18 protein-coding genes are annotated in these 19,723 nt (G+C 68.6%); 9 read left to right on the top strand and 9 right to left on the bottom strand.

From position 1 onward, the window contains the following. Positions 1 to 113: 113 nt before the first annotated feature. The 3 genes from infB to nusA form a co-directional block, all read right to left on the bottom strand. Positions 114 to 2,969, bottom strand: a complete 2,856-nt coding sequence (infB, locus tag BJQ94_RS04930) for a translation initiation factor IF-2 (protein WP_275875561.1) — start codon at positions 2,967 to 2,969, stop codon at positions 114 to 116. Positions 2,970 to 3,045: 76 nt separating this feature from the next. Beyond that, a complete protein-coding gene (locus BJQ94_RS04925; protein ID WP_265400954.1) occupies positions 3,046 to 3,303 on the bottom strand; it encodes a YlxR family protein in 258 nt (85 codons plus the stop codon). An 8-nt stretch (positions 3,304 to 3,311) separates the two neighbouring features. After that, on the bottom strand, positions 3,312 to 4,322 hold the full coding sequence (gene nusA, locus BJQ94_RS04920; protein WP_110126027.1) for a transcription termination factor NusA: 1,011 nt from the start codon (positions 4,320 to 4,322) through the stop codon (positions 3,312 to 3,314). Positions 4,323 to 4,494: 172 nt separating this feature from the next. Between nusA and BJQ94_RS04915 the strand changes: the two genes are divergently transcribed. Continuing rightward, positions 4,495 to 5,328 (top strand): DUF1206 domain-containing protein, encoded by an 834-nt coding sequence (locus tag BJQ94_RS04915; RefSeq protein WP_265400953.1) that lies wholly within the window; start codon positions 4,495 to 4,497, stop codon positions 5,326 to 5,328. Between the two features lie 80 nt (positions 5,329 to 5,408). Here BJQ94_RS04915 and BJQ94_RS04910 read toward each other — a convergent pair whose 3' ends face one another. The 3 genes from BJQ94_RS04910 to BJQ94_RS04900 form a co-directional block, all read right to left on the bottom strand. Then, entirely contained in the window at positions 5,409 to 7,190 is a 1,782-nt protein-coding gene (locus BJQ94_RS04910) for a proline--tRNA ligase (RefSeq protein WP_265400952.1), read from the bottom strand. Positions 7,191 to 7,329: 139 nt separating this feature from the next. Then, on the bottom strand, positions 7,330 to 8,490 hold the full coding sequence (gene ispG / locus BJQ94_RS04905) for a flavodoxin-dependent (E)-4-hydroxy-3-methylbut-2-enyl-diphosphate synthase (protein ID WP_265400951.1): 1,161 nt from the start codon (positions 8,488 to 8,490) through the stop codon (positions 7,330 to 7,332). An 83-nt stretch (positions 8,491 to 8,573) separates the two neighbouring features. Beyond that, the gene (locus BJQ94_RS04900) at positions 8,574 to 9,953 is read right to left on the bottom strand and encodes a site-2 protease family protein (protein WP_265400950.1); all 1,380 of its coding nucleotides are present in this window, start codon (positions 9,951 to 9,953) and stop codon (positions 8,574 to 8,576) included. Between the two features lie 69 nt (positions 9,954 to 10,022). Here BJQ94_RS04900 and BJQ94_RS04895 point away from each other — a divergent pair, with 69 nt between their 5' ends. The 5 genes from BJQ94_RS04895 to BJQ94_RS04875 all read left to right on the top strand — a co-directional run bounded on the left by BJQ94_RS04895 (position 10,023) and on the right by BJQ94_RS04875 (position 14,722). Next, positions 10,023 to 11,333 carry a protein kinase gene (locus tag BJQ94_RS04895; protein WP_265400949.1) on the top strand — a complete coding sequence of 437 codons (1,311 nt, stop codon included), beginning with the start codon at positions 10,023 to 10,025 and terminating at the stop codon, positions 11,331 to 11,333. Continuing rightward, positions 11,330 to 11,803, top strand: a complete 474-nt coding sequence (locus tag BJQ94_RS04890) for a hypothetical protein (protein ID WP_265400948.1) — start codon at positions 11,330 to 11,332, stop codon at positions 11,801 to 11,803. Before BJQ94_RS04895 ends, BJQ94_RS04890 begins: the two co-directional genes overlap by 4 nt. Before the next feature lie 51 nt (positions 11,804 to 11,854). Beyond that, a complete protein-coding gene (locus tag BJQ94_RS04885; protein ID WP_345893498.1) occupies positions 11,855 to 13,111 on the top strand; it encodes a protein kinase in 1,257 nt (418 codons plus the stop codon). Beyond that, a complete protein-coding gene (locus BJQ94_RS04880; protein ID WP_265400947.1) occupies positions 13,108 to 13,728 on the top strand; it encodes a hypothetical protein in 621 nt (206 codons plus the stop codon). The genes BJQ94_RS04885 and BJQ94_RS04880 overlap by 4 nt, the downstream gene beginning before the upstream one ends. A 79-nt stretch (positions 13,729 to 13,807) precedes the next feature. Next, positions 13,808 to 14,722, top strand: coding sequence for an NAD-dependent epimerase/dehydratase family protein (locus tag BJQ94_RS04875; protein ID WP_265400946.1), 915 nt, complete (start codon positions 13,808 to 13,810; stop codon positions 14,720 to 14,722). A 7-nt stretch (positions 14,723 to 14,729) separates the two neighbouring features. Here BJQ94_RS04875 and BJQ94_RS04870 read toward each other — a convergent pair whose 3' ends face one another. Beyond that, entirely contained in the window at positions 14,730 to 15,818 is a 1,089-nt protein-coding gene (locus tag BJQ94_RS04870) for a 1-deoxy-D-xylulose-5-phosphate reductoisomerase (protein WP_265400945.1), read from the bottom strand. A gap of 213 nt (positions 15,819 to 16,031) precedes the next feature. On the opposite strand from BJQ94_RS04870, the gene BJQ94_RS04865 reads away from it, so the two are divergent. Both BJQ94_RS04865 and BJQ94_RS04860 read left to right on the top strand, forming a co-directional pair. Further along, entirely contained in the window at positions 16,032 to 16,715 is a 684-nt protein-coding gene (locus BJQ94_RS04865) for a lysophospholipid acyltransferase family protein (RefSeq protein ID WP_265400966.1), read from the top strand. An 81-nt stretch (positions 16,716 to 16,796) separates the two neighbouring features. Further along, on the top strand, positions 16,797 to 17,264 hold the full coding sequence (locus BJQ94_RS04860) for an SRPBCC family protein (protein WP_265400944.1): 468 nt from the start codon (positions 16,797 to 16,799) through the stop codon (positions 17,262 to 17,264). Positions 17,265 to 17,312: 48 nt separating this feature from the next. Here the strand turns inward: BJQ94_RS04860 and BJQ94_RS04855 are convergent, their stop codons facing one another. Next, positions 17,313 to 18,215 carry a LysR family transcriptional regulator gene (locus BJQ94_RS04855; RefSeq protein ID WP_265400943.1) on the bottom strand — a complete coding sequence of 301 codons (903 nt, stop codon included), beginning with the start codon at positions 18,213 to 18,215 and terminating at the stop codon, positions 17,313 to 17,315. A 72-nt stretch (positions 18,216 to 18,287) separates the two neighbouring features. Here BJQ94_RS04855 and BJQ94_RS04850 point away from each other — a divergent pair, with 72 nt between their 5' ends. Beyond that, positions 18,288 to 19,229 carry a DMT family transporter gene (locus tag BJQ94_RS04850; protein ID WP_265400942.1) on the top strand — a complete coding sequence of 314 codons (942 nt, stop codon included), beginning with the start codon at positions 18,288 to 18,290 and terminating at the stop codon, positions 19,227 to 19,229. A gap of 52 nt (positions 19,230 to 19,281) precedes the next feature. Here BJQ94_RS04850 and BJQ94_RS04845 read toward each other — a convergent pair whose 3' ends face one another. After that, positions 19,282 to 19,524, bottom strand: a complete 243-nt coding sequence (locus BJQ94_RS04845; RefSeq protein ID WP_265400941.1) for a hypothetical protein — start codon at positions 19,522 to 19,524, stop codon at positions 19,282 to 19,284. Between the last annotated feature and the right edge of the window lie 199 nt (positions 19,525 to 19,723).

Raw genomic sequence — 19,723 nt, 5'->3', positions numbered from 1 at the left:
TCGGGGAGTGTGGGTCGTAGCTTGATCCCCCTAAAAAGGGAATCGGGGTAGGGGTCCCCGCTCTCTTCCCTTTTTAGGGGGATCAAGCGGAGACCCGTACCACCGAGAGGTAATTAACCTCTGGGCTTTTCCTTCAATTCGATCGTCTCGATCTCATCGCCGATCTGGATGTCATTGAACTTACCGAGCCCAATACCAGCCTCGAAGTCCGTACGGACCTCGGTGACGTCATCCTTGAAGCGACGCAGCGACTCGATGGCCAGGTTGTCGCCCACAACGATGCCGTCGCGGATGACCCGTGCCTTGGCGTTTCGCGTGATCGTTCCCGACCGCACGATGACACCGGCGACGTTTCCGAACTTCGAGGAGCTGAAGACCTCGCGGATCTCGGCGATACCACTCTGCACTTCTTCGAACTCGGGCTTGAGCATTCCGGTGAGGGAAGACTCGATGTCCTCGAGCGCGTTGTAGATGACGGAGTAGAAGCGCACGTCCACGCCTTCACGAGCCGCACGTTCGCGCGCCTTCGTGTCGGGGCGAACGTTGAAGCCGATGATGATGGCGTTGTCGACGGTGGCGAGGTTGACGTCGCTCTCCGTGACGGCACCGACACCACGGTGGATGATGCGCAGCTGAACGGAGTCGTCGACCTCGATCTTGAGCAGCGACTCTTCCAGGGCTTCAACAGCACCGGACACGTCACCCTTGATGATGAGGTTGAGCGATTCGACCTTGCCCTCTTCGAGTGCACGGGTGAAGTCCTCGAGGCTGATGCGCTTGCGGGCCTTGGCCAGCAGGGCGTTGCGCTCGGCGGCTTCGCGCTTCTCGGCGATCTGACGTGCGGTGCGGTCTTCCTCGATGACGAGGAAGGTGTCACCGGCGCGCGGAACGCTCGAGAGGCCCTGCACCTGTACGGCACGGGACGGCGTGGCGGCGAGAACGGCGTTGCCGTTTTCGTCGGCCATCGCACGAACGCGACCGTAAGCGGTACCGGCGACGATCGAGTCGCCGACGTGCAGCGTTCCCGACTGGATGAGCACGGTGGCAACTGCACCGCGGCCCTTGTCGAGCTTGGCCTCGATGGCCACACCGCGGGCATCCTTGTTCGGGTTGGCGCGCATGTCGAGTCCGGCGTCAGCGGTGAGCAGAACGGCGTCCAGGATCTCCTGGATGCCGACCTTGTTCTTCGCAGACACGTCGACGAACATGACGTCTCCGCCGTACTCTTCGGCGACGAGACCGAATTCGGTGAGCTGCTGACGCACCTTCTGCGGGTTCGCGCCGGGCTTGTCGATCTTGTTCACTGCGACCACGATCGGCACGTTGGCTGCCTGTGCGTGGTTGAGCGCCTCAATCGTCTGCGGCATGATGCCGTCATCGGCGGCGACCACGAGGATCGCGATGTCGGTGACCTGCGCACCACGGGCACGCATGGCGGTGAACGCCTCGTGGCCGGGGGTGTCGATGAAGGTGATGGCACGTTCAATGCCCTCGTGCTCGGTGACGACCTGGTAGGCACCGATGTGCTGGGTGATGCCACCGGCTTCACCTGCGGCCACCTTGGCGTTACGGATGGCGTCGAGCAGCGCGGTCTTACCGTGGTCGACGTGACCCATGACGGTGACGACGGGCGGGCGGACTTCGAGCTCTTCGTCGGTCTCGTCGGCCAGTTCCTGGTCGATGTCGATGTCGAAGCCGAGCAGCAGTTCGCGGTCTTCGTCGTCGGGCGAAACCATCTGGATCTTGTAACCCAGTTCGCTGCCCAGCACATCGAAGGTGGCCTCGTCGAGCGACTCGGTCGCCGTGGCCATTTCACCGAGGTGGAACAGCACGGTCACCAGGTTGCCGGGGCTCGCGTCAATCTTGTCGGCGAAGTCCGTGATCGAGGCACCGCGGCGCAGACGCACCACGGTTCCACCGTCGCCACGGGGGACGCTGACGCCACCCAGCGACGGGGCTTCGCGCAGCTCGAACTCGGCCCTCTTCGTCCGCTTCGACTTGCGTGCCTTGTTCTTGCCGCCTCCGCGACCGAACGCACCAGCGGTTCCACCGCCGGGGCCACGGCCACGGCCGCCGGCGCCGCCGCCGCCGGCGGGGCGGGGCGGGCCGAAGCCGGGAGCACCGGCAGGTGCGCCGGGGCGGGTGAAGCCGGGGCGTGCGCCGCCGGCGCCGCCCGGAGCGCCACCGGGGCGCTGGAATCCACCCGGACGCTGGCCGAAGCCGGTCGGGCGGGGTGCCTGGCCGGGTCCACCCGGACGCGGGGCGCCTGGACGGGGTGCGGCGGGGCGGGGGATGTTGCTGGGCGAGGACGTGGACGGCGGACGCTGTCCCATGCCCTGCGCGCTCGCGAACGGGTTGTTGCCCGGACGCGGGGTGGGGGTCTTGCCCATGCCCTGGTTGCTGGCGAACGGGTTGTTACCCGGACGAGCTCCCGGGCGGGGGACGGATCCACCGGGCTTGACGGCCGTGGCCGTGTCGCCGTCGGCCTTGGCGGCCGGTGACGCGGCCGTGGGGCCGGCATCGGTGCCAGGGGTGGTGGGGGTTTCGGCGGCGGCCTTCTCGGTCGCTGCAGCCTTCTCGGCGGCGGCGGCCTTCTCGGCGGCCTGAACCTGGCGCTCCGCGACGGTCAGCGGTGCGGCCGGCATCGGCGGGGCATCCGCAGCAGGGGCCTCGACGACAGGTGCGGGCACCGGTGCGGCGGGACGTGCCGGGCCCGGACGGACGCCGGGCTTGACCGTCGTGGTCGCGGCCGGCTTGGCGGCGGCAGGTGCCGCGGGCGTGGCAGCGGCGCCGCCGGTGGCCACTCCGTCGGCCTCGAGTGCTGCGCGCAGACGGCGCGCAACGGGGGGTTCAACGCTGGAGGACGGTCCCTTGACGAACTCGCCCATTTCCTTCAATTTCGCAAGGGCTACCTTGCTGTCGACACCGAGCTCAGTTGCGATCTCGTGTACGCGTGGTTTCGCAGCCACAATTCTCCTGTTCCGGGCCTGCACCCGGAAAGGGGCAGACCGTTAGTAACGGACGGTTCTCATTTCGAGCCGCTCATTAGTTATCCATTAGCCAAGTCAGCCTGTTCTCTAGTTGTTTTGCGTCCAGGGAGCTGGTCACGCGAAGGGCACGCCCGAAAGCGCGCCGCTTTACGGCCTCCTGGAAGCACGCGATGGTGGGATGAATCCACGCACCTCGCCCAGGCAGGGTGGCGGTCTCATCGACCACCAGCAGCGAATTCTGGGCGACAACCCTCAGAAGAGAGGATCGCGAGGCGCGGGAACGGCATCCAATGCACGTTCTAACGGGATCCATCGTACCCCCTATTCGTCATCCTCCAGAATGCTGTCTGGCTGGATGTCGATTTTGGCGCCGGTCAGCTTGGCGGCGAGGCGGGCGTTCTGGCCCTCCTTGCCGATCGCGAGCGACAGCTGGTAGTCGGGCACGAGCGCCCGAACGGCCTTGATCGACTCGTCGATGACGTAGGCGCTGGTCACCTTGGCGGGCGAGAGCGCACTGGCCACGAAGGTGGCTAGGTCGGGCGAGTAGTCGACGATGTCGATCTTCTCGTTGTTGAGCTCAGCGGTCACCGCGCGCACGCGCTGGCCGAGCTCGCCGATGCAGGCGCCCTTGGCGTTGACGCCGGGCTCGGTGGCGCGCACGGCGATCTTGGTGCGGTGGCCGGCCTCGCGGGCCAGCGACACGATCTCCACGACGCCGCTGGCGATCTCGGGGACCTCCAGCGCGAACAACCGGCGCACGAGCGACGGGTGGGTGCGCGACACGGTGATCTGCGGGCCCTTCATGCCGCGGCCGACAGCCGTGACGTACACCCGGATGCGTGAGCCGTGCACGTAGCTTTCGCCCGGCACCTGCTCTTCGGGGGGAAGGATCGCTTCGATGGTGCCGAGGTCGACGTGGATCATGCGGGGGTTGGGGCCCTGCTGGATCACGCCGGCGACGATCTCGCCTTCGCGGCCCTTGAATTCGCCGAGCACCGCGTCATCCGCGATGTCGCGCAGACGCTGGTTGATGACCTGCTTGGCCGCGAATGCGGCAATACGACCGAAGTCGTCGGGGTTGTCAACGGCTTCGCCGATGATGTTGCCCTCTTCGTCGTGCTCAGGAATGTAAATGTCGACGTGACCGGACTTGCGGTCGAGTACGACGCGAGCTCCGGGTTCTTCTTCCGCAGCCTGCTTCAGTGGCTCACCCTGGTGGGTGTGCTTGAGGTAGGCCGTCAGAATTGCTTGCTCAATGATCTGCACGAGTTCCTCGAAGGGAATCTCTTTCTCGCGCTCCATCAGCCGCAACACGCTGAGGTCGATGTCCATGGCCGGCCTCCTCTATTCAGATCTTGCCGCCGCGAAACCGCGCAGCGGGCTTCTCACTACGGTACCGGAATCCCGGGGCCTGCGTCACCCGCCCAGAGCCGCCGGGCGCTTCAGCGAGGGACACGCCCCATCGCGGCTGGTCGCTGGGACGCCTCGCGGATACGATAACCCGATGAATACTCGTTCCTCCGCGCAGTCCGGTGCGCGTTCGGCAGGCCGTGCAGCGCGCAACGCCGGAAACAACCCTCACCTCAAGACCCTGGCCAGGGTCGGATACGCCGTGAACGGTCTGTTGCACGGGCTGATCGGCGCCATCGCGATCAGCCTCGCGATCGGTGCCGGCGGCGGGAGCGCCGACCAGTCGGGGGCACTGGGCCAGGTCGCGAAGTCCCCCGGCGGCGTGTTCGTGGTCTGGACCATCGTGCTCGGACTCGCTGCCCTGGGCCTGTGGCAGGTGCTGCAGGCGTTCCTGGTGCCTGGCAGCGACCCCAAGAAGGTCTGGGCTCACCGGCTCAAGGAGATCGGCAAGGGCGTGGCGTACCTCTTCGTGGCCGGCACGGCCCTCACCGTGGCCCTCAAGGGATCGGCGAACTCGTCGCAGAGCACCTCCTCCGCCAGCGCCACCGTGCTCGGATTGCCCGGTGGGCCGGTGCTGCTGATGATCGCCGGGCTGGCGGTGCTCGCGATCGGGGTCTACTTCGTCTACAAGGGCGTCGCGCAGACCTTCACCGAAGACCTGGCCGTTCCGTCGGGCACGATGGGCCGGGTCACGGTGGGCCTGGGCGTTGCCGGATACGTCGCGAAGGGCATCGCTGTCGGCGTGGTCGGCATCCTGGTGATCGTGGCCGGCTTCACGGTTGACCCGAGCCAGTCGACGGGGCTGGACGGCGCGCTGAAGTCGCTCGCGGCACTGCCCTTCGGCATGGCCATCCTGGTGCTGGTCGGTCTGGGCCTGATCGCCTACGGCCTCTACTGCCTGTTCCGCGCCCGTTTCGCCCGTCTCTAGCCCACAAGCACGCGAAAGCGGTCATGGGGTTGCTTCAGCGTCGCTGAGGCAACCGTAAGACCGCTTTCGCGAGCGATGGGTTAGGCGAAGTGCGCGGCCAGCTCGGTGACCGCAACCTGGGTGCGCTCACCGCTGCGGCGATCCCACAGCTCCACGATGCCGTCTGCCGCGCCGCGGCCGACGATCACGATGGTGGGGATGCCGATCAGTTCGGCGTCACCGAACTTGACGCCAGGCGACACCTTGCGGCGGTCGTCGTAGAGCACCTCGCGGCCGGAGGCCTCGACCATCGCGGTCACGGCCTCGCTGGTCTCGAAGACGATCTCGTCGCGGCCGGTGGCGATCACGTGCACGTCGAACGGCGCGACGGCCTCGGGCCAGATCAGGCCCTTGGGGTCGTTGTTCAGCTCGGCGATCACGGCGAGGGCGCGGGTGACGCCGATGCCGTACGAGCCCATCGTGACCGTGGCCAGCTTGCCGTTCTCGTCAAGCACCTTCAGCCCCAGCGCCTCGGCGTACTTGCGGCCGAGCTGGAACACGTGGCCGATCTCCATGCCTCGGGCCAGCTCCACCGGGCCGGAGCCGTCGGGGGCCGGGTCGCCGGCGCGCACCTCTGCGGCCTCGACGGTGCCGTCTGCCACGAAGTCGCGGCCGGCGACGAGCCCGAAGACGTGGCGGCCGGGCTCGTTGGCGCCGGTGATCCACTCTGTGCCGTCGACCACGCGCGGGTCGACGAGATAACGGATGCCGGTGGCGGACTCTTCGCCCAGCATCGCGCCGGCAGCGGCCCACGGGCCGATGTAGCCCTTGACCAGGCCCGGGCGTCCGGCGATCTTGTCGAGCTTGGCGAAGTCGCCCTCGTTGGCGGCCTCGACCTCGGCGGGAGCGAAGGCGACCTCCACGCGCTTGAGGTCGACCTCACGGTCGCCGGGAAGGCCGATCACCACGATCTCGCGGCTGCCGTCGGGCTGGGTGAGCGCGAGCACGACGTTCTTGAGGGTGTCTGCGGCGGTCCAGGCGCGGCCGTCCGGCCGCGGCTGGGTCTCGTTGGCCCGGTCGACCAGGGTCTGGATGGTGGGGGTGTCCGGGGTGTCGTGCACCTGGGCGGCCGGGAACCCGGCGAAGTCGATCGACTCCGGCACCAGGGTGCGGAACGCCTCGACGTTGGCCGCGTACCCGCCGGCCGAGCGCACGAAGGTGTCTTCGCCGACAGCGGTGGGGTGCAGGAACTCTTCGCTCTTGGAACCGCCCATGGCGCCGGCATCCGCCTGCACCACGACGTACTCGAGGCCCAGGCGGGTGAAGATGCGCTCGTAGGCGTCGCGCTGGGCCTGGTAACTCACGTCGAGGCCGGCGTCGCTGATGTCGAAGGAGTAGGCGTCCTTCATGGTGAACTCGCGGCCGCGCAGCAGGCCACCGCGGGAACGGGCCTCGTCGCGGTACTTGTCCTGGATCTGGAAGATCGACAGCGGCAGGTCCTTGTAGCTGTTGTACAGGTCCTTCACCATGAGGGTGAAGACCTCTTCGTGGGTGGGGGCCAGCAGCAGGTCGCTGCCCTTGCGGTCCTGCAGGCGGAACAGCCCGTCGCCGTACTCGTCCCAGCGGCCGGTGGTCTCGTAGGGCTCGCGCGGCAGCAGAGCCGGGAAGTGCACCTCGAAGGCACCGGCGGCGGCCATCTCCTCGCGGATGATGGTCTCGATCTTCGCCTTGACCTTGAGGCCCAGCGGCAGCCAGGCGAAGATGCCCGGCGCCTGGCGGCGGATGTACCCGGCCCGCACAAGCAGGCGGTGGCTGGTGACCTCGGCATCAGAGGGGTCTTCGCGAAGGGTCCGGAGGAAGTAGTTCGACATACGAATAGGCACGCACCTACTTTACGGCGCGAGCCGGGCGCCCGTCTGCGCGCTGCGACTCACGACCGCGACCACTGTTGCCCGTGCGGACAATTGCCCCCGGTGCGCCGGGTGCAATTGTCCGTTGCGGGAACAGTTGGGAGCGGGGAGGTTAGCGGGAGCCGACCGTCACCACGGGGGAACCGAGGGAGTCTTCGCTCGGCGGCATCTCGGCGGCCATGCGGTTGGCCTCCTCGATCAGGGTCTGCACGATCTCGGACTCGGGCACGGTCTTGATGACCTCGCCGCGCACGAAGATCTGGCCCTTGCCGTTGCCGGATGCCACGCCCAGGTCGGCGTCACGCGCCTCACCGGGTCCGTTGACCACGCAACCCATCACGGCCACGCGCAGCGGAACCGTCATGCCCTCGAGGCCGTCGGTGACGTCGTTGGCGAGCTTGTAGACATCCACCTGGGCCCGGCCACAGCTGGGGCAGGAGACGATCTCGAGCTTGCGTTCACGCAGGTTGAGCGACTGCAGGATCTGCAGGCCCACCTTGATCTCCTCGGCGGGCGGGGCGCTGAGCGACACCCGGATGGTGTCGCCGATGCCCTCGCCGAGCAGGATGCCGAACGCCGTGGCGCTCTTGATGGTGCCCTGGAAGGACGGCCCGGCCTCGGTGACGCCGAGGTGCAGCGGCCAGTCGCCGCGCTCGGCGAGCAGCCGGTAGGCCTTGACCATGATCACTGGGTCGTTGTGCTTGACCGAGATCTTGAAGTCGTGGAAGTCGTGCTCCTCGAACAGGCTGGCTTCCCAGACGGCGCTCTCGACGAGGGCCTCCGGGGTGGCCTTGCCGTACTTCTGCAGCAGGCTGGGCTCGAGCGAGCCGGCGTTGACGCCGATGCGGATGGAGACGCCGGCGGCCTTGGCCGCGGCGGCGATCTTGCCCACCTGGTCGTCGAACTTGCGGATGTTGCCGGGGTTGACCCGCACGGCCGCGCAGCCGGCGTCGATGGCCTGGTACACGTAGCTGGGCTGGAAATGGATGTCGGCGATCACCGGGATCTGGCTCTTCTTGGCGATGATCGGCAGCGCCTCGGCGTCGTCACGGCTGGGCACTGCCACCCGCACGATGTCACAGCCGGAGGCGGTGAGCTCGGCGATCTGCTGCAGAGTCGCGTTGATGTTCGTCGTCGGCGTCGTCGTCATGGACTGCACGCTGACCTGTGCGTCACCGCCGACGAGGACCTTGCCGACCTTGATCTGGCGGGACTTGCGTCGGGGAGCGAGGATTACGGGGACTTTGGGCGTACCCAGATTTATAGCGGCCACGAATGTAGCTTACGCGTGCACGATCCCGTGAAGCTGAACCCTTCCCGAACGGCTCACGGAGCCGGCCGGGTGTCGGCCGAGGGTCAACCGAACAGGTTGACCGGCTTGACGATGTCGGCGTAGATCAGCAGCAGGCTCATGCCGCCGAGCACGATCACGACGGCGAAGGTGAGCGGCATCAGCTTGGCAGTGTCGACGGGGCCAGGGTCGCGGCGTTTGAACAGCTTGGCGAACCAGCGGCGGATGCCCTCCCAGAGCGCCCCGGCCACGTGGCCACCGTCCAGCGGCATGAGCGGCACCAGGTTGAACACGAACAGGGCGATGTTGAGCGAGGCGAGCAGGCCGATCATGCTCGCGACCTTGCTCTGGATCGGGATGGTGTCGATGCTGGCGATCTCGCCGGCGACACGGCCGACGCCGACGACGCTGATCGGGCCGTTCGGGTCGCGCTCCCCCGGCCCGAACGCGGCGTTGGCCACGTCGATCAGGCGCTGCGGCAGGTTCAGGATCATGTGGAACACGCCGGAGATGTTCTCGCCGACGGCCGGCAGCACGGCGGTGATGGGCTGCTGCACGAGTTCGCCGGCCGGGCCGATGCCCACGAAGCCGACCTCGGTGGTCTGCTGGGTGCCGTCGGCGTCGGTGACGACGTTGCCGTCGGCATCCGTCACGTAACGCTCGGTGAGCTTGGGGGTGATCACCAGGGTCTGCTCGGCGCCGTCGCGTTCGACGACCACCTGCAGGGGCGTGCCCGAGGACTCGCGGATGATGGCGGTGGACTGGTCCCAGCTGGTGATCGTGGTGCCGTCGATGCTCACCAGTCGGTCGCCGGGCTTGAGGCCGGCGGCGGCGCCCGGCGCGGCTTCGTCGCCGTCCGCGCAGGTCTGCCGGTCGCTGGTGGCCGGCAGCACGCAGGCGCTGACGCTGCCCACCGTGGTGCTGGCCTGGGTGGTGCCGAAGCCCATCAGGAGCACCCCGAAGAGCACAACGGCGATGAGCAGGTTCATGGTCGGCCCGCCGAGCATGATGATGACGCGCTTGAACACCGGCAGTCGGTAGAACGCGCGGTGGTCCTCGCCCTCACCGATGGTGTCTGCGCTGGCTTGCCTGGCGTCGTCGGCCATGGTGCCCAGGGCGCCGGTTTTTTTGGCCGGTTCGCCCTCCTGCACGAGCTGGTTGAAGAACCCGGTGCTGTTGGGGCGGGCGGCAGCGCCGTCCTTCGCGGGCGGGAACATGCCGATCATCGAGATATAACCGCCGAGGGGGATGGCCTTGACGCCGTACTCGGTTTCGCCCTTACGCTTGGACCACAGCGTGGGTCCGAAGCCGATCATGTACTGGGTGACCTTGACGCCGAACAGCTTGGCTGGCACCAGGTGGCCGATCTCGTGCAGGCCGATAGAGAGCGCGAGGCCGACAACGACCACGGCGACGCCCAGAATATACAGAAGCACGGTTTCCACAGTCGTAGATTAGCCTTCTCTAGCTGCAAGGCTGCTGGTCGTTGACTGGCACCACGCTATGCCTGAGCCTTGCCCGCACCCGAGATCGACCCGATATCACTGCCCTGGAGGCCCGCCCTGTCTGCTCCGACCGAACCGCTGCACGATCCGTCGCGGTCGGACGCCCTGGTCGGGCTGGTCCTCGCCGACAGGTTCCGCCTGGACAGGTTGATCGGCACCGGCGGCATGGCCACCGTCTATGAGGCCGCCGACCTGGCACTGGGCCGCACCGTCGCGCTCAAGCTGTTCCGGATGGACACCGCCGACGATTCGGGTCCGCAGCGGCAGAGCGGCGAGGTGATGGTGCTGGCCAGCCTCAACCACTTCGCCCTGGTCACCCTGTTCGACGCCGGCACCGAGAACGTCGCCGGCGTCACCCGCTCCTTCATCGTGATGGAGTACGTCGACGGCTCCGACCTGCGCAGCCGCATCGGCGACGGCGCCGTTGCCCCCGCCGAGGTCGCCAGGATGGGCGCCGACCTGGCCGAGGCGCTGCACTACGTGCACGCCAAGGGCATCATCCACCGCGACATCAAGCCCGCCAACGTGCTGCTGGCCCCGTCGGACTTCCCCGGCCGGGTCTCGCACGCGAAACTGGCCGACTTCGGCATCGCCAGGCTGTTCGACGCCACCCGCCTCACCAGCACCGGCGCGGTTCTCGGCACGGCCGGCTACCTCAGCCCGGAGCAGGCGCTCGGCCAGCCGATCGGACCGCCCAGCGACGTGTATTCGCTGGGTCTAGTGCTGCTCGAGAGCCTCACCGCCACCCGCAGCTACCCGGGCACGGCGATCGAATCGGCCATGGCCCGGCTGCAGCGCCAGCCGGAGATCCCCGCCGAGCTCGGCACCGAATGGTGCGCCGTGCTCGCCGGCATGACCGCCCGCGACCCGGCCGACCGTCTGACGTCCGCGGATGCCGCGGTGCGTCTGCGCGAGCTCGTTCCGGCCGGTTCGGCCGAGACCGTTCCCGCCCCGGCGCTGACTCCCGCCGAGGAGGCGACCGCGCTCATGACCGGCTTCGGCGACGAGCCCACGCGGGTGCTCCCCCGCGCCGAACCGGCCGACCCCACCGCGGACACCGAACGACTGGACCAGACTGCGCGGCTGGACCCCGCCCCGGCCACGATCGTTGCGGCCGGCTCCCCGGCCCGTCGGCGCTCCCTCGCCAGGGTCGGCCGCCGACCGCTGATCATCGGGGTTCTCGTGGCCCTGGTCGCGGCGATCGCCCTGGTGTTCCTGGTGCAGCCCGCAGACCCGGCGCCGGAACCGCCCGGCTACCCCGCAGTCGACGGCGATCTCGGTACCCACCTCCAGCAGCTCCAGGAGAGCGTGAACCCATGAGCGCCACCCGACCCTTCCGCATCCGGCTGCTGATGGCCGTGGCCGGCATCGGCCTGGCCGGCGGCCTGCTCACCGGCTGCGCCGGCGACACCCCACCGCTCACCGCCGGCAGCGCTGTCGAACTGCAGACCGGCGTGCTCGCGGTGAGCACCGCCGCCGCAGCCGGCGACTTCGCGACGGCGCAGTCCGAGCTCGGCACGGTGCAGGCGGCGCTGAGTGCCGCATCCGCCGCCGACACCGTCACGGCGGCGCGGGCCGCCGAGATCCAGGCCGCCATCGACCTCGTCGAGGCAGATCTCGCCGCATCGATCGCGGCGAGCGTTCCGGTGGAGACCGCCACCCCGGAGCCGGTCAGCACGTCGGACGACAGCGACAGCGACGACGACGCCCCGGTCCCGGCCACGCCGGAGAAGCCGGGCAAGGACAAGACGCAGACCGGCGCGTGCAAGAAGAAGGACAACTGCGACTAGCGGTCGACCTGTAACCGTGCGGCCTTGACTGTCGGCGGACGTTGACAAAGAATTGCTGCGTCCAGAGATCAGGAGGCCAGCCTGACGACATCAACCGAGCCGATTCGCGAACCGACGCGAACCGATCCCGCGCTCGGACTCACCCTCGCGAATCGGTACCGCCTCGACCGTCTGATCGGTTCGGGCGGGATGGCGGCGGTCTATCAGGCGGCTGATCTGGCCCTCGGCCGCACGGTTGCCGTCAAGCTGCTCGGGATCGATCCGGTCGGCGGCGCCGGGGCGGCCCGGCACAGTGACGAGGTGGCGGTGCTGGCCCACCTCAACCATTTCGCCCTCGTCACGCTCTATGACGCGGGCAACGCGGTGATCGGGAACAGCTCGCGCCCGTTCATCGTGACCGAGTACGTGGCCGGCACGGATTTGCGCAGCCGTCTCCTGGACGGTGCGTTGAGCCCCGGCGAGGTTGCGCGGCTGGGTGCCGACCTCTGCGAGGCCCTGCACTACATGGCCTCCCTGGGCATCATCCACCGCGACATCAAGCCCGCGAATGTGTTGCTGGCGCCGGCGGATTTTCCCGGCAGGATTGCCAGGGCCAAACTCGCCGACTTCGGCATCGCTCGGTTGTTCGACGCCGCGCATCGCACCGAGGCCGGCACCGTGATCGGCACGGCCGGCTACCTCAGCCCGGAGCAGGCCGGCGGCCTGCCCGTCGGTCCGGCCACCGACGTGTACTCCCTCGGGCTGGTGTTGCTCGAGTGCCTCACCGGGGAGCACTGCTACCCCGGCACGGCCGTCGAATCCGCTCTGGCCCGGCTGCAGCGGCAACCGGAGATACCCGACCGGCTCGGCCGGCAGTGGCATGAGCTGTTGACCGGGATGACCGCCCGCGCGGCCGAGGATCGGCTGCGGCCCGCCGACGCTGCCGTTCGCCTGCTCGCCCTGGTTCCGCCGGTTGAAGTGTCGCCGGTTGATGCGCCGCCGGTTGATGCGCCTCAGGTAGCCGCACCGCCGGCAGACGTGCCGACTCTCGTTCTGGCGCTGCCGGCACCGCCCTCGCCCACGTCGCAGCGGATGCCGGACCCGGCCAAACCGATCAGGGCAGAGGCCACAACGCCGACCAGGGCGACCGCTCCCCCGCGCCGCTGGCCGGTGGTGATCGGCGGGATCCTGGTGGCCCTACTCACCGTGATCGCCGTGCTGTTCGTCGTGCCCGGAGCGGCGCCGGCCCCGGATCCGCCCGCCTACCCCGCGGTCGACGGGCAGCTCGGGGAACACCTCCAGGAGCTGCAGGAAAGCGTGGACCCGTGACCCGGCGTCGTCCCGGAGGGTTGGGTGCCCGCATCCGCTCGGCTGCGGCGGCCGCTGTCGTGGTCGCCGTCACGCTGGTGGGCTGCACAAGCGGTCCGGCCGCCGGGCCTGCCGCCACGACGGCGCAACTGCAGACCGCGGTGCTGTCGGTGACAGCGGCCGCCGCCGCCGGCGACTTCGCGGGCGCCCAGAGCGACCTGGCCGACCTGAAAGCCGCACTCAGCGCCGCCGCGGACGATGGCAGGCTCACCGACGCTCAAGCGGCCAGGATCCAAGCCGCCATCGCCCTCGTCGACGCCGACCTCCTCGCCGCGCTCACGGCGTCGACGCCGTCCACCACCACTCCGCGCGACACCGCGACTCCCGATCCCGGCAGCTCCGACGACCCGCCGACCCAAACCCCCGAGCCGCAGGACTCGGCCACGCCGACTCCCACCCCGACCCAGCCGGCCACGGCCACCCCCGAGCCGACACCATCCGAGCCAACGGCCGAACCAACACGGCCCGCCGAGCCGCCGGCGACGCCCGGGCCCGACCCCACTCCTGACCCCGACCCCACGGGCGCACCAGACGACAACCCCGGCGGTCCCGGCAGCGACAACCCCGGCCAGGGCTGACACTCCGCGCGAATTGGGGGCGCGGCGCGGCTCCCCAACCGCTAGCCTGTCCCCGTCGGCCCACTCTCCCGGAGGATCCATGCCCCAGCACCTCATCGTCGGAGCCGGCTGGATCGGCGGCGAACTCGCCCGCCAGCTCGTCGCCCGTGGCGACGACGTCACCCTGGCCACCCGCTCCGGCACCGCCCTGGCCGGGGCCACCTCCGTCGTGCTCGACGCGTCAGACCCCGTGGCCTTCTGCCTGGCTGCCGAGCGGATGCAGACCATCTTCCTGTGCAGCAATCCCCCATACCCGGACTGGGCCAGGCGCTGGCCGCCCGTGTTCGCGGCGGCTATCGCCGCGGCATCCGTCACCGGCGCCCGCCTGGTCGTAATGGGCAACCTCTACCCCTACGGCTCGCCCACCGGACCGATGACCGAGCATTCGCCCGAGACCACCACGGAGTCCAAGGGCATCATTCGCCGCGAGGGGTGGCACCGGGTACTCGACGCGCACGACCGCGGTGAGATTCAGGCCGTGGAGGTGCGCGCGAGCGACTACTTCGGGGCCGGCGTGAGCGGAACCGCCCACCTCGGACAGGGGTTCTTCAGCTCGGTGCTGGCGTCCAAGACCGCGCGCGTGGTGGGCCGGCCCGACCTCGTGCACAGCTGGAGCTTCGTGCCGGATATCGCCGCCACGATGATCGCCGCGGCCGGATACGCCGGGTCGTGGGGCCGGGTCTGGCACGTGCCGAGCGGCGCCCACAGCCGCACCGAGATCGCCGACCAGCTGAACGCGCACTACGGCAGCCACGGTGTCGTCGCCGGCTACCCGGAGTGGATGCTGCGTTCGCTCGGCGCGGTGAGCCCGCTGATGCGCGAGGTCTACAAGTCCAGCTATCAGTTCCAGGTGCCGTACGTGATCGACTCGGCCGAGACCGAGCGGGAGCTCGGCGTCGCCTCGACGCCGTGGGATGACGCCCTGATCACTGTGGCGGAGAGCTACCGCCGGTAACGAGTGGTCAGCGCGCCAGCGCGTCGATGATGGTGTCGGCGGCGGCGCGGGCCCAGCGTTCCGCCTCGGCGAGGGACTCGAGGGTGAGCTCGCCTTCGGTCTCGTGGGCCTCGACGACCCGCTGCACGGTGTCGACGATGTCGAGGTAGCCGATCCGCCCGGCGTGGAAGGCCAGTACAGCCTGCTCGTTCGACGCGTTGAACACGGCCGGGTAGGTGCCACGGGCCCGGCCGACCTGCTTGGCCAGCTCCACGGCGGGGAACGCCTCGTCGTCGAGCGGTTCGAAGGTCCAGGTGTGCGGGGTGGTCCAGTCGATCGGCACGCCCACGGCGGCCACCCGGTTCGGCCAGTCCAGGCCCAGCGAAATGGGCAGGCGCATGTTCGGCGGCGACGCCTGAGCGATGGTGGAGCCGTCGATGAACTCGACCATGGAGTGGATGAGCGACTGAGGGTGCACGACGACGTCGATGCTCTCGTACGGCACATCGAAGAGCAGGTGCGCCTCGATGATCTCGAGTCCCTTGTTCACCAGGGTCGCGGAGTTCGTGGTGATGACCAGGCCCATGTCCCAGGTGGGGTGCGCCAGGGCCTCCCGCGGGGTCACGTCGGCCAGCTGGGCACGCGTGCGGCCACGGAACGGCCCGCCGGAGGCGGTGAGCACCAGCCGGCGTACCTCGTCGGCCGTGCCGGAGCGCAGAGCCTGCGCGATCGCGGAGTGCTCGGAGTCGACGGGCACAATCTGGCCGGGTGCGGCAAGCGCCTTGACCAGGTCGCCGCCCACGATGAGGGATTCCTTGTTGGCCAGGGCCAGGGTGCGGCCGGCCTTGAGAGCTGCAAGGGTCGGGCCCAGGCCCACCGAACCGGTGATGCCGTTGAGCACGACGTCGGCGTCGACATCCCGCACCAACTGCTCGGCCTCGGCCGCGCCCACGGCGGTGTCGTCGACGTTGAAGGCGGCGGCCTGTTCGGCCAGCAAGTCGCGGTTGCTGCCGGCCGACAGGCCGACCACCTCGAACCGGGTGGGGTTGGCCTTGATGACGTCGAGCGCCTGGGTTCCGATCGAGCCCGTGGACCCGAGAATGATGATTCGCTGCACGCCCCCATGGTAGGCGCACGGCGGGTATATACCGGCGGCGACGAGCCAGCGCTGTAGGGTCGTTGAGTGACCGGAGCCAAGCACGACCCAGCATCCGAGCCCGAAACCGCGCCGGGGACTCCCGTCGAACAGGTGCCGGCCGCCGACGAGATCGTCGAGTTGCCCGCCAAAACCAAGCGGCCCGGCTTCGTCTACTTCCTCGGTTACGGCATCATGGCGCCCATCGCGCGCCTGGTCTTCCGGCCCCGCATCACCGGCAAGGAGAACATCCCCCGCGAGGGCCGCGTCATCCTGGCCAGCAACCACCTGTCATTCATCGACAGCATCGTCATCCCGCTCACCGCGCCACGTCGCGTGCAGTTCCTGGCCAAGTCCACATACTTCACCGGCACCGGTTTCAAGGGCTGGGTGTCACGCCAATTCTTCACCTCGATCGGCGCCGTCGGCGTCGAACGCGGTGCCGGCCAGGCCGCGCAGGATGCGCTCGACGCCGGCAAGGACATCCTCGACGCCGACAGCGCCTTCGCCATCTATCCGGAGGGCACCCGTTCGCTCGACGGCCGGCTCTACCGCGGCCGCACCGGCGTGGGCTGGCTTGCCCTCACCACCGGCGCCGTGGTTGTGCCCGTTGGCCTGATCGGCACGCAGGAGATCATGCCGGTGGGCTCGAAGATGCCGCGCATCCGTCGCATCAGCGTCAAATTCGGCGAGCCCATCGACGTGAGCGGGCACGGCACCGCCGACTCCGGCCGTGCACGTCGCCGGGCCACCGACGAGATCATGGCCGCGATCCACGATCTCACCGGCCAGGAACTCGCGCACAGCTACAACGAATCACCGCCCACCACCGTGGTGCAGCGGGTCACCCGCGCCCTCTGGTGGCGTGAGCGCCGCTAACCGCTCGCTTCTCTTGCGCTGAGCGTCGGGCTGCGGCTAACTTTGGCCGCGCCCGCCTCACCACGACAAGGAGACTCCCGCATGACCGCATCCGCCCACCCCGAACTCGACCTCACCGTCTCCCGCATCATCAGGGCCCCGCGCGCCGCCGTCTGGAACGCGTGGGTCGACCCGGTCAGCTTCGAAAAGTGGTGGGTGCCGGCGCCGACGATCTGCCGGGTGCGCGAGATGGACCTGCGGCCGGGCGGTTCCTTCCGCACCGAGATCAGCGACGACGGTGTCGAGTTCGGCCCGCATATCACCGGCTGCTTCCTCGCCGTCGACGAGCTCGAACGCATCATCTTCACGGATGCCCTCGTGGCCGGCTGGCGTCCGTCCGAGGCCGCCTTCGTGACCGCCGTCATGACCATGGCGGACCACCCCGACGGCACCGAATACACCGCCACGGCCATGCACCGCAACGTCGCCGACCGGAACCAGCACGAGGAGCTCGGCTTCCACGACGGCTGGGGCACGGTTATCGGTCAGCTCGCCGCAGTCGTCGAGTAACGCGGCCGAGGCCCATCCTGCGCCTGGCGCGACGGTATCCGGCTATCGTCACCGAGTCAGCGCCAACGCTATCGTCCTGATCTGCGACAGGACCGCCTTCGCGTTGGTGCGCTCCAGGGTTTCCGGTCGAGCCAGGCAGTCGATGTGCCGGCCCAGGCCGGGGTGTGCGAGCGGACGCAGGACCAGCTCGGGGTGGTCACGTAGGTCGGTCGTGTAACGAGGCATTAGGGCCAGGCGTCCGCTCGCTTCGACGACCGAGGCGGCAACGGAGAACTCGTTGATCCGGTGCAGGATGCGTGCCTCACTCCCGCCGAGTCCCGCGATCACGGAGAGGGCCTGCTTGAGCGGGAACCCTTCGTGCACGGCAACCCAGGCCTCGTCGTGGAGATCCGCCGGTTCGATCGCGGCTTTCGCCGCGAGCGGGTGATCGCGTCGCACGGCGATATCCAGAGGCTCGTACAGGAGCGGTTCCACCCGCACCGACTCCGGCCAGGGCGGGCTGCCGACCAGCCTGTGGGCGAGGACCAGATCGTAGTCGGCCGTGAGCAGGGGGAAGTGCTCCTGAGCCACGTCGAAATCGCTCAGCCTGACGTCGGGCCGGTCGGGGCTCGCGCACGCGGCTATCAGCGGCCCGAAGACGGCCAGGCCCACACTGTGGAAGGCCACCACGGACACGGTGCCCAACTGATCATCCTGGAAACGGGCCACCGCCTGTTCGGCGCGTTCGAGCGCCACTTCCACCTCGATCGCGGCCAGCGCCAGGGCCCGCCCCGCGTCGGTCAGCGCGGTCCGCCGCCCGTCTTTGTAGGTGAGTGGTGCGGCCGAGTGGCGTTGCAGAGCGCTGATCTGTTGCGAGACCGACGAGGGCGTCACGTACAGCGCCGCTGCGACGGCGGCGATGCTGCCCCGGTCGCCCAACTCTCTCAGTGCACGAAGCTGACCCAATTCCATAAGTTCAAACTAAAGCATCCGACACAAAACCGGTCTCTTGTCTTATGGGAAGTCTGACTGGACGATGGTGCGATGACTGCTCTCCTCAGCCACTTCCGCGTCGACCTGCTCCTGCTCCTGGTCGCCGCGTCGTGGGGGTCCACCTACCTCGTGGCCAAAGAACTCATCACGCCAGAGTCAGTGGTGGCACTCCTCGCGCTGCGGATGCTGCTCGCTGCGGCCCTAATGGCAGCGATTGTCGCTGCACGGCGTACCCGGATCACTGCAGCGGAACTGCGCGCGGGTGTGCTGCTCGGGAGCGTGTTGGCCGCAGTGTTCGCCTTCGAAACGTTCGGGATAGCCAAGACGTCGGCCACGAATGCCGGACTCATCATTAGCCTGACGATTGTGTTCACGCCGATTCTGGATGCCGCGGTGTCGGGTCGGCGACTGCCCGGCAGATTCCTCTTGGCCGCGTTGATCGCAATCGGCGGGGTTGGATTGCTCGCCGGCAACGGCGCCTTCCAACCGCCCAGCGTCGGCGACCTGCTCATCCTCGTCGCGGCCATCGTCCGGGCCGTGCACGTCACCTCGATGTTCAGCCTCACCGGCCACACTCCGATGAACTCGCTGCATCTCACCACAGTGCAACTGGCCACCTGTGCGACGTTCTTCTCGGTGGCGTCACTGTTCTACGGCGACTCGATCCCGCACTTTCTGGCCCGCCTCGACCCCGGCCGCGCGGCCCTGTTCCTCTACCTCGTCGTGGTCTGCACGGTCTTCGCGTTCCTGGTGCAAACCTGGGCGGTGCGGCGCACCTCGCCCTCGCGAGTGAGCCTCCTTCTCGGAACTGAGCCCATCTGGGCTGCGATCGTCGGAGTCACGATCGCTCGTGACACGGTGACGCTCGCGGGATACGTCGGCATCGTCCTGATACTCGCGGGAACCGCGTGGGGCCGGTCCATCGAGCAGCGGCACCGCCTCGCCCCGAGGGCCAGCCCGGAAACCCGAGTGGTATCTGCCGGCCGGAGGTGACGCCCTGTGGGTCATGGCTCAGACAAGTTTCGAAACTTCTATGCCGGCCGGGTTAGCTGCCGTCGATCAGGTCCAAGCACGCTCGCGCCGCCTTCGACGTCCGGTCGGAATCTTCCTCGGCATACTGGTCGACGACGACAGCACCATCTTCAACGGAATACGTGACACCAGCATCGTCCAGACAGTTCATGATGACGTCGATCTCTGACTCGGCGGCACAGGCAGCTGTTCCACCAAGAACGGCCGCAGCAACAGCAAATCCAGCGACTACCCGGCGCACTCTGTAAGCCGTCATGCGCTCAATCTATGGCCCTTTGAGGCCCGGGCATGCGTTCAGGGCGGACTTCTTCATCATCCGTTCACCTAGCGCCCCACGCGCCGTCTCGTACTCCTGGAATCGCCCTATGGAACTGACGGATCCTTGCTGGCGGTCCGAATCAAGACATTCCCGACCCGCTCCCATTTGCCAGCCTGAGCCCCGGCGCGCCAGTAGT

The sequence above is a fragment of the Cryobacterium sp. SO2 genome (assembly GCF_026151165.2).
Classification (GTDB): Bacteria; Actinomycetota; Actinomycetes; order Actinomycetales; family Microbacteriaceae; genus Cryobacterium.
This window is presented reverse-complemented; position numbering and strand designations above follow the sequence as displayed.